We start from the raw sequence: 14,582 nt of genomic DNA, 5'->3' as shown, positions 1-14,582 counted from the left end.
CATTCCTCCTCAATTATTTAACCTTTAATTTGCATACATTTTTTAAATTCCGATATTTTCCGTCATAATCCAGACCGTACCCCACAACAAATTCGTCCGGTATTTCAAACCCTGCATAATCAGGATTAATATCAGCAAGCCTTCTGGACGGTTTATCAAGAAGCGTACAGATTTTTATGGTGCTGGGATTACGAACATATAAAAGCTTTTTCAGATAGCTCAGAGTAAGACCGGTATCAACAATATCCTCCACCAAAATAACATTGCGGCTATCCAGCGGCCTGTCTATATCGCATAAAAGCCTTACAACGCCGCTGCTGACAGTCTTTTTTCCGGCATAACTGGATACCGAAATAAAACTGATTTCAACATTTGTATCAATTTCTCTTGCAAGGTCGGCTAAAAAAATCCACGAGCCTTTTAAAACCCCAACGAGAAGTACGTCTTCACCCTTAAAATCTTCTGTTATCTTCTGCCCGAGTTCTTTCACTTTTTCTCTTATCTCTTTTTCTCCAAGAAAAATATCAAGACCTTCTGCCTTCATGTTTACCCCTGACTGATTTTATCAATTCGTATATTTTTACTGTCTGATAAGCCTTCCACAAAAATAATTTCCCCTTCTTTCTCAACAATAACAGAAGTGTCTCTTACAAAAAGATCTTTGCCTGCATCTATGAAAAGATCTTTTAATTTTTTTCTTCCGAAACGGTCTCCTTTTCTTCTGTTACGCACTCTCAGACTTTTATTTTTTAAATCATTACCAAAAGTTATGATTTTACCTATTTTTGACAAAATTACAACCTTTTCGGAAGGTTTTTTTAAATATTCATAACTTTCCACAGCGGATGAAGGAAAAAAGTAAATATAACTATACGATTTTTCAAATATAAAATCGTTCGGAAGATTTATCCTTCTCGACTCTCTTTTGTTACTAATGCCCAGAATATTCTCTATAATCTGCTTTCCCGGTCTGCAAAAATCAGCGATAACAGCACTGACAAGATATCGTTTTTCATATTCACTGAGCGTATTAAAATCATTCAGATTGATTGTGTATACCGCTCCGTTTTTCCTCACCTGAACCTTTTCAACTTTCGAGCTCAGATATCCGTCCAGTACACTCGACTCATTCTGCAGTTTCAGAATATTTTTAAGGTACCCGGGGTTATATTCTTTAATTTCCGGAATAATTTTATGTCTGATCCAGTTCCTTGGTATATTTATATCTTTGTTTGTAGGATCATTAACATACATTATCCTGTATTTATCAATATATTCATCTATCTCATCTCCGCTGATTTCCAGCATTGGCCTGAGAAAAGTTCCGCTTTCAAGGTTAAAACCTTTAAGATTATACACAGTCGTACCCTGAAAAATTTTCAGAAAGAACGTTTCAATCAAATCATCCATGTGGTGAGCTGTAATTATATAATCGGCATTATACTTTTCCTTTAGCTTTGTAAAACTTTCGATTCTGAACTTCCTGGCAGCCTGCTCTGCACTTATGCCCTGTGTTTCTGCAATATTCTTCACGTCCCCGCTTATAACTTCAAGCTTCAGAGAATGCTCTCTGCACACTTTTAACGCAAATCCTTCATCCTCACCGGCATTCTTTCTGAGTCGGTGGTTTACATGACAAGGATACAGTTCAAAAGAAAATTCATCCCTGAAGCGGTTCAGAAAATGAAGCAAAGCAGATGAATCTCTGCCGCCGGAAAAACCAACAACAAATTTTTTGTTCCTGAACTCACTCAGCCTTTCATACAGTTTTCTTTCAAAGGATGTATTCATCTGATTTTATATACTGATCATCAAACTCTTTTTTCTTTTCTTCAAAACCTTCTCTGCCAAGCATACCATAGGCAAAGTGTTTTCCTTCCTCCACTCCCGGCTGGTCAAACGGATTTATATCCATAGAAAGCCCGGTCACAGCCACTACATACTGCATAAGCATAAAAAGCTTACCCACAGAACATTCATCGACACCGTCCATCACAAGTTTTAGTGAAGGTTTACCGGCTTTACGTAAAGACAGTTCAGTAGCATGAAGTTCATAATTCATCAGCTGCCCCAGTGAGTGACCCGTAAGATAGGAAAATTCAGGATGAAATCCAGCCTGAATTTCTGCATCAAAATCATGACTGCCCAACTCCACAAATGTAATCAGTTTGTCCGAAGGTCCTTCTTTATACAGCTGAAGCTGGGAATGCTGGTCATTTGCTCCAACTGCCCCCACCGGCGTTGTACCTGCATTAATTTCTGAGCCGTCTTTAGTGTATCGTTTCCCCAGACTTTCAGACCACAGCTGGGAAAACCATTCACAGAAAGATTTCAGTCTCGAAGTATAAGGCATCATAACGTTTATGTTTAACCCTCTTTTGATAAAACTGAGATAAATTGCAGATAAATGGAGTATTTTTTCCTTTTCCGACTTAACAATTTCCTCAGCCCCTTCCATCATACGGTCAATATCAAGACCGAGCAACGCCGCCGGCACAATTCCCACCGGACTTAGTACTGAAAATCTCCCCCCAACATTGGACGGGATGGAAAATGTTTTTATATTATGCATTTCAGCAAATTCTCTCAGAGGGCCTTTTTCAGGGTCGGTAATAACATAAATATGGGAAAAAGGGTCTTTTAGATTTTCATTAAGCCACTTGTAAATTATTGAAAAATTGGAAATTGTCTCAACTGTACTGCCCGATTTGGTAATAACACACACAAGTGTATCTTCAGCCTCACACTTTTTTAATATCCAGTAAAGTTTATGAGGATCAACATTATCGGCAAACCATACCCTGGGCAGACACCCCCTCTCTCCGAAAGAAAGAGCGTTGTATCCATGCGGCAGAAGTGCATTGGTCACAGCTTCCACTCCAAGGGATGAACCGCCTATACCCACTATTATCAGATCGTTATATTGTCCTTTGGAAGCTTTAACCGTCTCCTTTATCTGAGACAGATCAAACTCTGGCAGGTGAGAAAACCCCACTTCGCTTTCTTCACTAAGGGTAATAAAATCCGACAGCCCTTTTTTAGCAGCATCTTTGGATTCTTCCAGCTCCTCATCCGTGAGTCCGTTTTCCAGAAACTCAGACATAGTGTAATTATAGTCCAGTTTAATGTAACTCATTGTTACCTCCTGCAAAAGACGGCAAATCGCTTAATCTGTGACATACCTGCACATCTTTTAGTACGTCCATAAAATATTTACCGTAGGCTTTTGTCAATACCCTGTTATCGAGGATTATCCAGGCACCGTTATCATCTTCATGCCTTATTAATCTTCCCACAGCCTGTTTAAAGTAAATTACTGCACGTGGCAAATAGAAATTCATAAATGCGTTCCCATATTCTTTTTCAAAGGCTTCTTTACGTGCATTAAGATAAACATCAGAAATATTTTCAAATGGGAGCTTATCAAGGATAACATATTTAAGGTTATTTCCCGAAAAATCAATACCTTCACGCACAATCGAACACCCCAAAACAACAGTTTCAGCTGTTATGTCAATTTGTGACAAATCAACTTCGGTCTGCAGTATCAGCTGCCTTCCTGTTTTTTTCATGCGCAGATAATTATACACCTTATTCATCATCTCCAGGCTGTTAAAAATAATCAGGCATCCGCCCTCTAACTTTTTAATAATGGAAAAATAAGCCTCAAGTTTCTTTTCTCCGTAAAACTCTTTTTCGGGGATACAGCATACACCGTTTTTCAAAAAATCGCCCCCGCCCTCAACCTTTTTGGTGGCAACATCAGACAGACCCAGTTCGTTGCAAAAATAATCAAAAGAGCCGTTCACCGACAACGTTGCACTTATAAAGATTGAACTGACACAAATCTTTCCCAATGACTCACCAAATGAATCAGAAACACTTAAGGGGAGGTTCTTCAAGCTGAAGCTGTTTTTGTGAGGCTCAATTAACCTTAACCCTTCGGTATTGAAAATATTTTTAAACTTATCCCTGTATTTTTTGTACAACTCATAATTTTCATCATCAAAATCTGATTCCGCAAGACTTTTCAATTCACTGAAAAATATTTCAAGTTCATCCTGTATTCTATCATTGATAACCTTTTTCGATTCCAGCTCCCCTTTTATCCCTGCAAACTTATTCTGAAAAAATGAGTATGTCGATTCACTCATCAAAACCCGGTTTTCTTTCAGAAAAGTCATCAATGAGCCGAAATTAACATCATCTCCGATAAACTGAGGAAAAATATCCGGCAAGGAATGTGCCTCATCAAAAATAATATTATCAGCAAACTCAAAATTATACATCATATCATTTTTATACCGCATCCCCATATCACTGAGCAGCATGAAATGATTTGTAACAACAATATCCGCATCAGCTGCTTCAGCTTTTTTCAGATAAAAAGGACAGACTTCAAAATACGGACATTTGCCACCTATACACTGCATACTGTCAGCTGTCATCTTTTCAGTAGTGCTGAAACCAAAAAGATGCTGCGGAACCTCGCTGATTTCCGGGGTATTGCTTTCATACCAGCGTATTACATCCGGATACATATCGGCATCAGGGGATATAAACTTAAAATACCTGTAATAACAAAAATAATTTTTCCTTCCCTTCAGTGACACAACCTCGGTATCTTTCTCAGGGAAAAGAGCGGATACTGTCGGAATATCTTTATTCAATATCTGACTCATCAGCTGCTTGGTTTTAGTGGACACAATCGTTTTACGACCAAGCTCAAAAACCGGCAGCAGGTACGCCAGTGTTTTTCCGGAGCCGGTGGGAGCCTCAATGACAGTCGTATTATAGTCAGCCAGTGCATTCATAATATATTCAGCCAAATCAGCCTGGTAATCTCTGAATGAAAAGTTCGGAATAAACCGCTGCAAATATTCACTTTCCAGGAAATATTTTCTTATATCCATCAGCTCTCTTTAATACCCGCATAGTTCTTAAAAAGCTCAAAATTAAGCGAGTAGTTTTCAGCAGTATCCAGATCAATCAGTTTTTTTACGTAAAACTCTGCCAGTATTTTTTCAAAAGGCATATAATCCGCTGTTCCTCTCAGCTGAGTATCTATATACATAAAATTTGATTCCATAAGGGCTTTTCTGAGTTTAAATGAATTGTACATATACTCATAAATCATAGCCTTCCTTTCTATTGTTTCCACCGGCACCAGCCTGAAATTCACAACAAGCCGCAAGAGGCTTGCGAATTTATTCACATAATATTTATTCTCACTGTTGTCCAGCAGGAAAAGTTTTTCCAGAGCTCCGGAGATGCTTCCCGCTTCATAACATGCATAAACGGTTCTCCCCGACTCCACAAATTTCAGAGCCATGTCCAGTATTTCCAGACTGTCAATATCCATAAGAAATATAATTTCCGGATCGATATCATATATTATTTTGAAAAAGTTTTCTTTATTATAAGTACGCATACCCAAATCAAGCTGAGTAACAACGCTTTTGTCAGAGGCAATCTCGTACATGCCTTTCTTTTCCAGGTAAAGTATATTCCGTGTTTTGGACTTGTTAAAATGGTTTACTATAGAAGCCATTGTTGTGGCTTTGCCATGCCCTAAAGGTGCAATGAAAAAATAAAAGCCTTTCGTAGGCTCCAGTATATACTTGGAAACATCATCTTTGAAACCGAGATTATTAAATTTAGGAATTTCACTGGATGTAATCGTTAAAACGATCAGATAGCTGCTCTTCTGTCTCACTATATTTATGAAAAAGTTTTTACCGGCAATTGTTTTATAAAAACGTACCGTTTTCTTGTGAAGTAAAGTCTTTCTCGTTGCCTCATCCGTTAACGATTTAATATAATTGAGAATATCCTCTTTCTTCATCGGATCGGTGTTCAGTTTATAAAATCTTCCGATTTTTCTGATTGCCGGGGCAGAGCCTTCCGCAAAGAAAACCTTTGTAAGGTTCGGCTCAAAAGATACTATAGCAGATAAAAGAGCCTCAACACCTGCACTTTTATTGAACTCTGTTTCAATCTTCTTTTTAAACGACTGAAAATAATAGTCTTCTTCGCCGTAATCTATTTCTTTTATATCGCTCAGAATCTTTTCATACATAGAGTCGGGAAATAGTACCGGAATAACATTTTTTCCGGTTTTAAAAGAAATCTCATCTATATCGTTCAAAACCCTGAAATCAGAAAATCCAATATGGACACCTTTGTCGGTCACTTTGAAGGGTATGATTCCGTAATTATACACCAGATCATATTTAACCAGCTTTTGCACATCGGCGGGTATTGTCAGCTCCTGCTCGTTAAACATTACAACACCATACTGTTTTGACAAAAACGTGAAAAGCTGTTCTTCGGATACAATATCCATCTTAATGAGAAGTTTCCCCAGTCTGTCACCGGTTTCAGACTGTCTTTTCAGCGCTTTATTAAGCTGCTCATGGCTAATGAGTCCCTTTTCCACCAGGATTTCACCAAGTTTCTTCATAAAAATCCTCCGCAAAATAAGTATACAAAAAAACAATATTTTCGTAAATTACTTTATATTAACACAATTTCATGAATTTTCTAATCATTATTTTAACAATAATAAAAAAGTTAGATTCTCCTAATTTTTTTATTGACATTTTCATGATATAAAATATCATACTTAATAAGATTTAAATAGTCTTAAATAATTAACAAGGGGGATTCTTATGAATGTATACATATTGGGCGGTTTAAAAAGACTTGAAAAGGAATACAAAAAAGTAGGCAGAAAACACGGATGCAAGACCCGTGTGCTGAACACCCACTGCACAAACTGCAATAAATGCCTGAAAGACAGCGACGCAGTAATTTTTATGGTGGATAACGCCAGCCATAAGATGGTACAGAGTGCCAAACAAACATGCAAAAAAAACAATATTCCGATGATATTTACGGACAAAGCCAGCGTGAATTCTCTTGATAATGTAATATCATGCATGGCAAGCAGGAAAAACAATCCCGCAGCATGCAGTATATAAACGAAAAATTCCGGATGAAAACCCTACAACCTTAATCCGGAATTGCAAAATATTACGATCATATTATATAAATATTCATATATACCAATAAGAAATATAACATAAATTAATATTGTTCTATTCAAAAACAAGTTTATTTTCATTGATTCTCTGCTCAGCACTGTTCACAAATCCGCCGTTACCAAAACCCTGTTATTAATCTGCAAACCATTGAAAATACAATAAAAAAATATTTACAACTTCTGTAATTTTAATATGATTCTCCGGTTCAATCATTTAATTAGGATTTTTATTTACGGAGGAATGAATATGTTTTCATTACAACTCGGAGGGTTATCCAGAAGAAGTTTCCTCAAATTTTCTGTTTCAGCAGCATCATTAATGGGGCTTCCCTACGCCAGCGGTGTTAAAATGGCTGAAGCCGCCGAGCATAAAAAAAGACCACCTGTGATATGGCTGCACTTTCAGGAATGCACAGGATGCTCGGAAAGTATTTTAAGATCCACCCATCCTGATGTTGTCTCACTCCTTTTTGAAATGATTTCACTTGAATATCACGAAACTCTTATGCCCGCCTCAGGAATCCAGGCTGAAGAAACTTTGCATCACGCATTTGAGAAATATAAAGGAGAGTATCTGCTGGTTATCGAAGGCTCAATACCTTCTGATAATGAAGGATTCTGCAAAATCGGGGGCAAAGAAGCTTATAAATTACTTAAAGAGGCTTCCAAATATGCATCAGCTGTTATTGCCATAGGCTCCTGTTCCTCTTTCGGCGGAATACCGGCTGTTATGCCGGAACTGACAAATGCCAAAAGTGTGGAAGATATTATAAAAGACAAACCTATCGTAAATATACCCGGCTGTCCCCCCAATCCTTATAACTTTTTGTCCACAATACTGTATCTGCTCTCGTTTGAAAAACTTCCAAAGCTGGATGATAAAAAGCGCCCTCTTTTCGCATACGGAAGGGTTATACATGAGCATTGCGAAAGAAGGCCTCACTTTGACTCCGGAAGATTTGCAGAAGAATATGGAGACAAAGGTCACAGACTGGGATACTGTCTGTATAAACTCGGCTGTAAAGGTCCTGCAACATTTGCAAACTGTTCTGTCCAGCGGTTTAACGATGTTGGAGTTTGGCCGGTTTCCATAGGTCATCCATGTATCGGGTGCACTGAAAAAGACATCCTGTTCAAAAGGGACATTGCTGATCATATCAGAATCCATAATCAAACACCTCCCAACTTTTACCCATCCGTTGCGCCCAAGAAAAAAGATAAACCGGTGGATTTAAGAGCGGTTGCAGCTGTAAGTGGACTTGCCGGGGTCGCTCTCGGAGCAGGAGCAGTCATGATAAAAAAGCTTCCCGACGAGGGAGATGACAATGAAGAAAAGTAGAAGGGATTTTCTTAAAATTTGCGGCGCTGCTGCTTTGGGCACAGCTGTTCCTGCAGCCGCAGACGCTTCAAGCGCGAAGGTTTTCACAGATAACAAAGATTTCTCCATGCTTTATGATTCCACAATATGTGTGGGCTGCAAAGCCTGTGTTACGACTTGCAAGCAGGTTAACGATCTTGCCACAGAACAGGGAAAATTTGATAAGAACAATTTATGGGATTCCCCTGAGAAACTGGACAGTAACACACGGACAATAATCAAACTCTATAAGGAATCACCGGAAAAATATGCTTTTGTTAAAAAGCAGTGCATGCATTGTGCAAAGCCATCCTGCGTTTCCGCTTGTCCGGTATCCGCAATGCAAAAATCAGACAACGGTATAGTGTTTTACGACAAAGACATTTGTATAGGCTGCCGTTACTGTCTTATAGCATGCCCTTACAATATTCCAAAATTTGAATGGGAAAAACCTATACCAAAAATTGTTAAATGCGATATGTGCAAATTCACGAACTTTAAACAGAAAGGAATCACGGCATGTGCGGAAGTCTGCCCAACAGATGCAATTCTTTTCGGTAAACGCGGTGATCTGATTAAAATTGCAAAAAAGCGTATTAAAGATCATCCGGATATTTACATACATCATATTTACGGTGAGCACGAAGTAGGAGGAGCAAACTGCATTTACCTGGCCGGTGTGGATTTCAATAAACTTTCCTTTCCAAACCTGCCTAATCCTTCTGCAGCTGCACTTTCGGAAAATATTCAGCACACCATTTACAAAGGGTTTATAGCACCTGTTGCCTTGTACGGAACACTCTGCTTTGTAGCTTTCCGCAACAGAAAGTCAAAAAAGGATGGTGATAATGAGCAGTCATAAAGAATATGAAATCTTAAACAGAAAGATTTTAACCCCCTCTTTTGTAATATTGTCTGTTCTTACAGCGATAGGCTTTTATTTTATAGGGGTAAGGTTTTTCGAAGGAATAGGCGCAGTGACAAACCTCAGCGATGCTTATCCCTGGGGGATTTGGATTGCTTATGATGTAGCCACAGGAACTGCCATAGCCTGCGGGGGATATGCAGTAGCTATCCTGGTATATATCCTGAATAATAATCATTATCACCCGCTGATGCGCTCAGCTATGCTGACGAGCCTTTTCGGATACGGGTTGGCCGGTTTTTCAGTGGTTATAGATTTGGGAAGATTCTGGAATATGTTTAACCTTTTAAAACCGCAGTTCTGGCAGCTGAATTCTATTATGTTCGAAGTTGCAATGTGTGTTATGATATATACTTTTGTATTATTTTTAGAATTCAGTCCGGCCATCTTCGAAAAACTGCAGGAATCGGAAAATTACGGGATGGCCAGACTTTCCGAAAAATTCTCAAAATTCCTCGATAAATATCTTATATATTTTATAATTCTGGGAATTACACTGCCAACAATGCATCAGTCATCTCTGGGCTCAATGATGATAATCGCCGCATTCAAACTGCACCCGAACTGGCATACACCTATTCTGCCGCTTTTATTTCTGATAAACTGCATTTTCATCGGATATTCAATTGTAATTTTTGAATCCATCACATCATCATTTAAATTTGGCAGACCTTACGAAACCAGCCAACTTGCGGGACTCGGCAGAATAGCCCTATTTCTGGCTCTTGGGTGGATTGCAATAAGATTTACAGACCTCTTTGTAAGAAACCAGCTGATGGAAGCTTTCAGTTTCGACTTCTATTCTGTTATGTTTCTCATAGAATCCGCTCTGATAATTTTAGGCTCAGTAATACTGATGTCCGGACACAACCTTAATTCTCCCCGTAAGCTGTTCATCAGCGCTTCTCTGATTGTTCTTGGAGGCGGGCTGTATCGCTTCAATACTTACATCATAGGTTTTGATCCGGGTGTGGGATTTTCTTATTTCCCGGCTTTCGGTGAGTTCATGATAACAGTGGGAATCGTTTCCTTTGAAATTCTTTTATACAGCATTTTTGTTAAGATTTTTCCGGTACTGCCGGCAGTTCACAAAAGCAAAGCAATAGGAGGAAGCAATGTCTAAAAAAATTACCATAGATCCGGTCACGAGAATAGAGGGGCATCTGAGAATCGATGTTGAAGTGGACAATGACAGGGTTACAAACGCCTGGTCTTCAGCGCAGATGTTCCGTGGCATAGAAACAATATTAAAAGGCAAAAGACCGGAAGACGCCTGGTCATATGCTCAGCGTTTTTGCGGTGTCTGCACAACTGTTCACGCCATAGCCTCCATCCGTTCCGTTGAAAATGCGTTGAATGTCCAGGTTCCTTTAAATGGGCAGTATCTGAGAAATCTCATGATTGCCATGCATTCTATGCAGGATCATATAGTTCATTTTTATCATCTCTCAGCACTTGATTGGGTGGACATCACATCATGTCTGAAGGCTGATCCCAAAAAAACCTCACTGCTGGCAGAAAGTATGTCAGATTTCGGCGGACACGGCGTCGATGATTTTAAGAATGTTCAGGAAAAACTGAAACACTTTGTGGACAGCGGCAGGCTGGGAATTTTCGCATCCGGTTACTGGGGACATCAGGCGATGAAGCTCAGTCCGGAAGAAAATCTTTTGTTATTTTCACACTATCTTACAGCACTGGATTACCAGAAAAAAGCAGCCCAGGCTGTTGCTGTAATTGGAGGCAAGAATCCTCATATCCAGAATCTTGTTGTGGGCGGAGTTGCCACTGCAGTTAATATGGACAATATGGCAACTCTCAATGTGGAGCGTCTCAGTCTTATCAGGAAAAAACTGGGAGAAGTCAAAAAGTTCATAGACAAAGTATATATGAATGATCTTGTTCTTCTTGCCAACAGATACAGAGAATGGTTCGATATCGGACGGAGCGTCGGTAATTATATTGCGGTTCCGGAATACCCTTTGGATACAAACAGCAAAGAATTTCTCATACAGGGCGGTATCTTTTTTAACGGTGAGCAGAATATTCACCACAGAATACTGGATCATTCAGACGATTACCTTATTAACAATATCACCGAATCATCCGAGTTTGCATGGTATAACAATCCTGCCCCGCTTCATCCATGGGATGGCAGTTCAGATCCCCGGTTTACAGGGTATGACTATGACTCAAAATACACATGGTGCAAAGCGCCTAGATTTAAAGAAAAAGCGATAGAAACAGGGCCGGTAGCACAGATTCTAGCCGGATACCACACAGGCAATGAGTTTATTAAAAGAGAGATTGATTTTTACAACTCAACTCTCTCCATAGACAACAGCAAATACAACTCCACCATGGGCAGATTACTGGCCAGAGGATACAGAGCTAAATTTTCAGCTGAGACTGCCGAACATTTCCTTGACAAGCTGATAGAAAATATTGCAGCAGGCGACAGCGATTACGCCAACCCTACGGAAATTCCCTCGGGAGAATACAAGGGAGTCGGATTTCATGAGGCGCCGAGGGGTATGCTGAGCCACTTTATACATATAAAGGACAAAAAGATTGAAAATTATCAGGCCGTTGTTCCGTCAACCTGGAATGCCTCCCCGAGAGATGAAAACGGAGTAATGGGCCCCTATGAAAACTCCCTTATCAATACACAACTTGCTGAAACAGAAAAACCTCTGGAAATCCTAAGGACTATACACTCTTATGACCCCTGTATTGCATGCGCCGTTCATGCCGTAGATCCGGATGGCGGAGATATTGTAAAAGTTAAAGTTTTATGAAAATAAGCATATTCGGAGCCGGAAACACACTCCTCTCAGATGAGGGCTTCGGTGTTCATTTTGTAAGATATTTGCAGAGCAGATACAACTTCCCGGAAAATATTGATGTGGTGGATGCAGGTACAATGGGAATGCTTGCATCCGGTTTTATTGAAAATTATGACTATGTTTTTATTATCGATGTGGTCGAGATAAAGGATAAACCCGGTACAATTTTGATTTATGACTACGATGATATAAGGCTGAATAAAATGCCTGCCAAGCTCTCCCCTCATCAAATCGGCGTCCAGGAAATGCTTCTCATGTGCGATATCAGGGGTGTCTCTCCTGAAAATCTGAAACTTATCAGCGTCGTTCCGGAATCAATGACTATCGGAGATTCACTGAGTAAAACGCTGAAAAACTGCTTGAAAGAAGTTGAAAATATTTTATTAAAAGAACTGGAGTCGTTAAACATACCATTTTATAAAAAATCAACCAATTAAACCATCTCAACTAATACACAACTAAACAAAATCACCAATACACAACTCAACCAATTCCAAAATTCTTTTAATAATATTTTTTCATACATTTCACTTGCATCCGCTGATTCCACCCGGTAAAATTATATTGATGTATTTTTTAAGGAGGCGGGGGTCTCCTCCCTGAAACAGCGTAACTACCGAAGTAACTGGAACTAAATCAATAGGGTGATTATGCGGGTAAAATTTGAAATTGTAAGTACTGACAAAATTGTGTTGCCATTTTCCCATAGCCCTGTCCAGCAGGGATTGATATACAATTTTCTGGAAAAAGAAGCCGCCGAGTGGCTGCACAATCAAGGTTTCGAGTACGAAAAACGTTCTTTTAAAATGCTTACTTTTTCCGACATTATTGAAAGAGGATTTCCAAATCATAAAGAAAAAAGGCTTACATTTCCAAACGGACAAGTAAGCTTTTATGTGGCATCTCCTGTTGACTGGATACTTCAGCAATCTGCTCAAAATCTTATAACATCTGAAAAAATACGATTCGGCAGTAATGATGCATACATTTCATCAGTCAGTGTTCTAAGGCAAGATAAAATTACTTCAGATAAAATAAGAGTAAAAACACTTTCCCCGATCACAATGCACTCCACTTTTGAAAAACCTGATGGAAAAAAAGTAACTCATTATTACAGTCCGTTTGAAGATGATTTCCAAGAGCTTTTAAAAATAAATCTGCAGAAAAAATGGCAGTCGCTGTACAGAGAAGACTGTCCATATAATCATTTTTCCATAAAACCAATGTTCGCAACAAACAGAAAAGAAAAAATACGATATTTCAAGGGAACACTTATAAAAGGTTGGACGGGAATGTTCGAAATCGAAGGAGATCCTCAACTTTTGCAGTTTGCACTGGACGCCGGCCTCGGCGACCGAAACTCCCAGGGCTACGGTATGGTGGAGATGGTTGTAAATCAAAGGAGGAATTCGTGATAAATAGTTTTGCGAATATTGGAAAATCTTTATTAACCAATCAAAAAACTTCATCAGAATATGAAGCTAAAAAAAGATTTTTAGAGCAGGTTGCCATCACACCATATATAAAAAATGACAAAAATGCTTTAGGAAAAGCCATATGTTTAAATTTTAACTTAAATAAAGATTGTGCTGAATTTATTTTATCTGATGACGATTTATCTTCAGAAAATAAATCTAAATTTTTTGCTCATTCCCAAAAAGGCAATACTAAAAATATTTTTCTTAATACAAGTTCCATTATAACACTCATTACAAGTACAGCTTCTGATTCAATTAAAGCACTAACAGAAGATTGGAAAAACTGGAGTAAAAACAATGTAGATAGCGATTATATTAACTTATTAAAACAGTTAATGAAGAAATTTTATTATTATGATCAACATACAAAAAAATATATTTTAAACCCAGAAAAGTTAAGTGATAAAAACAAAGAAAAGTTTTATAAAATAAAAGAAGAAAAGCAGGAAAAAAATAATGAAATTATTTATAAATATTTATTAAACAGTCTTTATTTTGATAGGGACTCCAAAAATACTAATAGCTTTCCAAATGTAACCAAACTGCTTATAAATAATCAATATATACTTGAACACAAAGAAAATAAATTTGCTCAATCATACGTTAATATTATATACTACGCTTTACTTGGAAGCCATTTTACAAAAGATAAATTAGAAAATAAAATCTGCCATGTTTGCAATAAAAAAACAACTGTATTAAAATCCAGCTATCCCTTACCAATGAAATTTTTTGGAACAACTAATTTTCTCTTTTTTAATGATTTAGATAACAAAAAGTCTTATCAATCTTTTGCAATTTGTGAGGATTGTGCAAGAGATGCTTTTGCAGGAATGAAATTCGTTGAGAATAATTTCAACACTTATTTATTTAATATTACATGTTTTCTAATTCCCAACCTTGCAAAAGAAGAACATTTTGAGTCTAATCT

Annotated in this window: 13 protein-coding genes; 8 read left to right on the top strand and 5 right to left on the bottom strand. The window is 38.2% G+C overall.

Annotated elements, in window-relative coordinates:
- Positions 1 to 13: 13 nt before the first annotated feature.
- The 5 genes from hpt to UMU13_RS10200 are packed head-to-tail and all read right to left on the bottom strand — an operon-like array spanning position 14 to position 6,463.
- Positions 14 to 544, bottom strand: a complete 531-nt coding sequence (hpt, locus tag UMU13_RS10220) for a hypoxanthine phosphoribosyltransferase (protein WP_328218891.1) — start codon at positions 542 to 544, stop codon at positions 14 to 16.
- A gap of 2 nt (positions 545 to 546) precedes the next feature.
- Positions 547 to 1,791 carry a tRNA lysidine(34) synthetase TilS gene (gene tilS, locus UMU13_RS10215; protein WP_328218889.1) on the bottom strand — a complete coding sequence of 415 codons (1,245 nt, stop codon included), beginning with the start codon at positions 1,789 to 1,791 and terminating at the stop codon, positions 547 to 549.
- Positions 1,775 to 3,136: a glucose-6-phosphate isomerase gene (locus tag UMU13_RS10210; RefSeq protein ID WP_328218887.1), complete on the bottom strand. Its 1,362-nt coding sequence runs from the start codon at positions 3,134 to 3,136 to the stop codon at positions 1,775 to 1,777. Before UMU13_RS10210 ends, tilS begins: the two co-directional genes overlap by 17 nt.
- Positions 3,123 to 4,913: an ATP-dependent DNA helicase gene (locus UMU13_RS10205; RefSeq protein WP_328218885.1), complete on the bottom strand. Its 1,791-nt coding sequence runs from the start codon at positions 4,911 to 4,913 to the stop codon at positions 3,123 to 3,125. Before UMU13_RS10205 ends, UMU13_RS10210 begins: the two co-directional genes overlap by 14 nt.
- Positions 4,913 to 6,463 (bottom strand): ATPase, T2SS/T4P/T4SS family, encoded by a 1,551-nt coding sequence (locus tag UMU13_RS10200; protein WP_328218883.1) that lies wholly within the window; start codon positions 6,461 to 6,463, stop codon positions 4,913 to 4,915. Before UMU13_RS10200 ends, UMU13_RS10205 begins: the two co-directional genes overlap by 1 nt.
- A 208-nt stretch (positions 6,464 to 6,671) precedes the next feature.
- Between UMU13_RS10200 and UMU13_RS10195 the strand changes: the two genes are divergently transcribed.
- From UMU13_RS10195 to UMU13_RS10160, 8 genes are all read left to right on the top strand, one after another.
- Positions 6,672 to 6,983, top strand: coding sequence for a DUF2325 domain-containing protein (locus UMU13_RS10195; protein WP_328218882.1), 312 nt, complete (start codon positions 6,672 to 6,674; stop codon positions 6,981 to 6,983).
- Positions 6,984 to 7,292: 309 nt separating this feature from the next.
- Complete coding sequence (locus UMU13_RS10190) at positions 7,293 to 8,384, top strand: hydrogenase small subunit (protein WP_328218881.1); 1,092 nt, start codon at positions 7,293 to 7,295, stop codon at positions 8,382 to 8,384.
- Positions 8,371 to 9,264, top strand: coding sequence for a hydrogenase 2 operon protein HybA (hybA, locus tag UMU13_RS10185; protein ID WP_328218880.1), 894 nt, complete (start codon positions 8,371 to 8,373; stop codon positions 9,262 to 9,264). Before UMU13_RS10190 ends, hybA begins: the two co-directional genes overlap by 14 nt.
- Entirely contained in the window at positions 9,251 to 10,450 is a 1,200-nt protein-coding gene (hybB, locus tag UMU13_RS10180) for a Ni/Fe-hydrogenase cytochrome b subunit (protein ID WP_328218879.1), read from the top strand. Before hybA ends, hybB begins: the two co-directional genes overlap by 14 nt.
- Positions 10,443 to 12,125 carry a nickel-dependent hydrogenase large subunit gene (locus UMU13_RS10175; RefSeq protein WP_328218878.1) on the top strand — a complete coding sequence of 561 codons (1,683 nt, stop codon included), beginning with the start codon at positions 10,443 to 10,445 and terminating at the stop codon, positions 12,123 to 12,125. The genes hybB and UMU13_RS10175 overlap by 8 nt, the downstream gene beginning before the upstream one ends.
- The gene (locus tag UMU13_RS10170) at positions 12,122 to 12,610 is read left to right on the top strand and encodes a HyaD/HybD family hydrogenase maturation endopeptidase (protein WP_328218877.1); all 489 of its coding nucleotides are present in this window, start codon (positions 12,122 to 12,124) and stop codon (positions 12,608 to 12,610) included. Before UMU13_RS10175 ends, UMU13_RS10170 begins: the two co-directional genes overlap by 4 nt.
- A gap of 213 nt (positions 12,611 to 12,823) precedes the next feature.
- Entirely contained in the window at positions 12,824 to 13,588 is a 765-nt protein-coding gene (gene cas6, locus UMU13_RS10165) for a CRISPR-associated endoribonuclease Cas6 (RefSeq protein ID WP_328218876.1), read from the top strand.
- The coding region (locus UMU13_RS10160) for a TM1802 family CRISPR-associated protein (protein ID WP_328218874.1) at positions 13,585 to 14,582 on the top strand (998 nt) is incomplete at its 3' end. The genes cas6 and UMU13_RS10160, both read left to right, overlap by 4 nt.

The organism is Flexistipes sp. (assembly GCF_036172515.1).
Lineage (GTDB): Bacteria > Chrysiogenota > Deferribacteres > Deferribacterales > Flexistipitaceae > Flexistipes.
The sequence above is the reverse complement of the archived record's forward strand: the minus strand, read 5'-3'. Positions and strand labels throughout refer to the sequence as shown.

Coding starts and splice junctions, on each gene's coding strand:
- hpt (WP_328218891.1), bottom strand. CDS start 544: ATGAAGGCAGAAGGTCTTGATATTTTTCTTGGAGAAAAAGAGATAAGA.
- tilS (WP_328218889.1), bottom strand. CDS start 1,791: ATGAATACATCCTTTGAAAGAAAACTGTATGAAAGGCTGAGTGAGTTC.
- UMU13_RS10210 (WP_328218887.1), bottom strand. CDS start 3,136: ATGAGTTACATTAAACTGGACTATAATTACACTATGTCTGAGTTTCTG.
- UMU13_RS10205 (WP_328218885.1), bottom strand. CDS start 4,913: ATGGATATAAGAAAATATTTCCTGGAAAGTGAATATTTGCAGCGGTTT.
- UMU13_RS10200 (WP_328218883.1), bottom strand. CDS start 6,463: ATGAAGAAACTTGGTGAAATCCTGGTGGAAAAGGGACTCATTAGCCAT.
- UMU13_RS10195 (WP_328218882.1), top strand. CDS start 6,672: ATGAATGTATACATATTGGGCGGTTTAAAAAGACTTGAAAAGGAATAC.
- UMU13_RS10190 (WP_328218881.1), top strand. CDS start 7,293: ATGTTTTCATTACAACTCGGAGGGTTATCCAGAAGAAGTTTCCTCAAA.
- hybA (WP_328218880.1), top strand. CDS start 8,371: ATGAAGAAAAGTAGAAGGGATTTTCTTAAAATTTGCGGCGCTGCTGCT.
- hybB (WP_328218879.1), top strand. CDS start 9,251: ATGAGCAGTCATAAAGAATATGAAATCTTAAACAGAAAGATTTTAACC.
- UMU13_RS10175 (WP_328218878.1), top strand. CDS start 10,443: ATGTCTAAAAAAATTACCATAGATCCGGTCACGAGAATAGAGGGGCAT.
- UMU13_RS10170 (WP_328218877.1), top strand. CDS start 12,122: ATGAAAATAAGCATATTCGGAGCCGGAAACACACTCCTCTCAGATGAG.
- cas6 (WP_328218876.1), top strand. CDS start 12,824: ATGCGGGTAAAATTTGAAATTGTAAGTACTGACAAAATTGTGTTGCCA.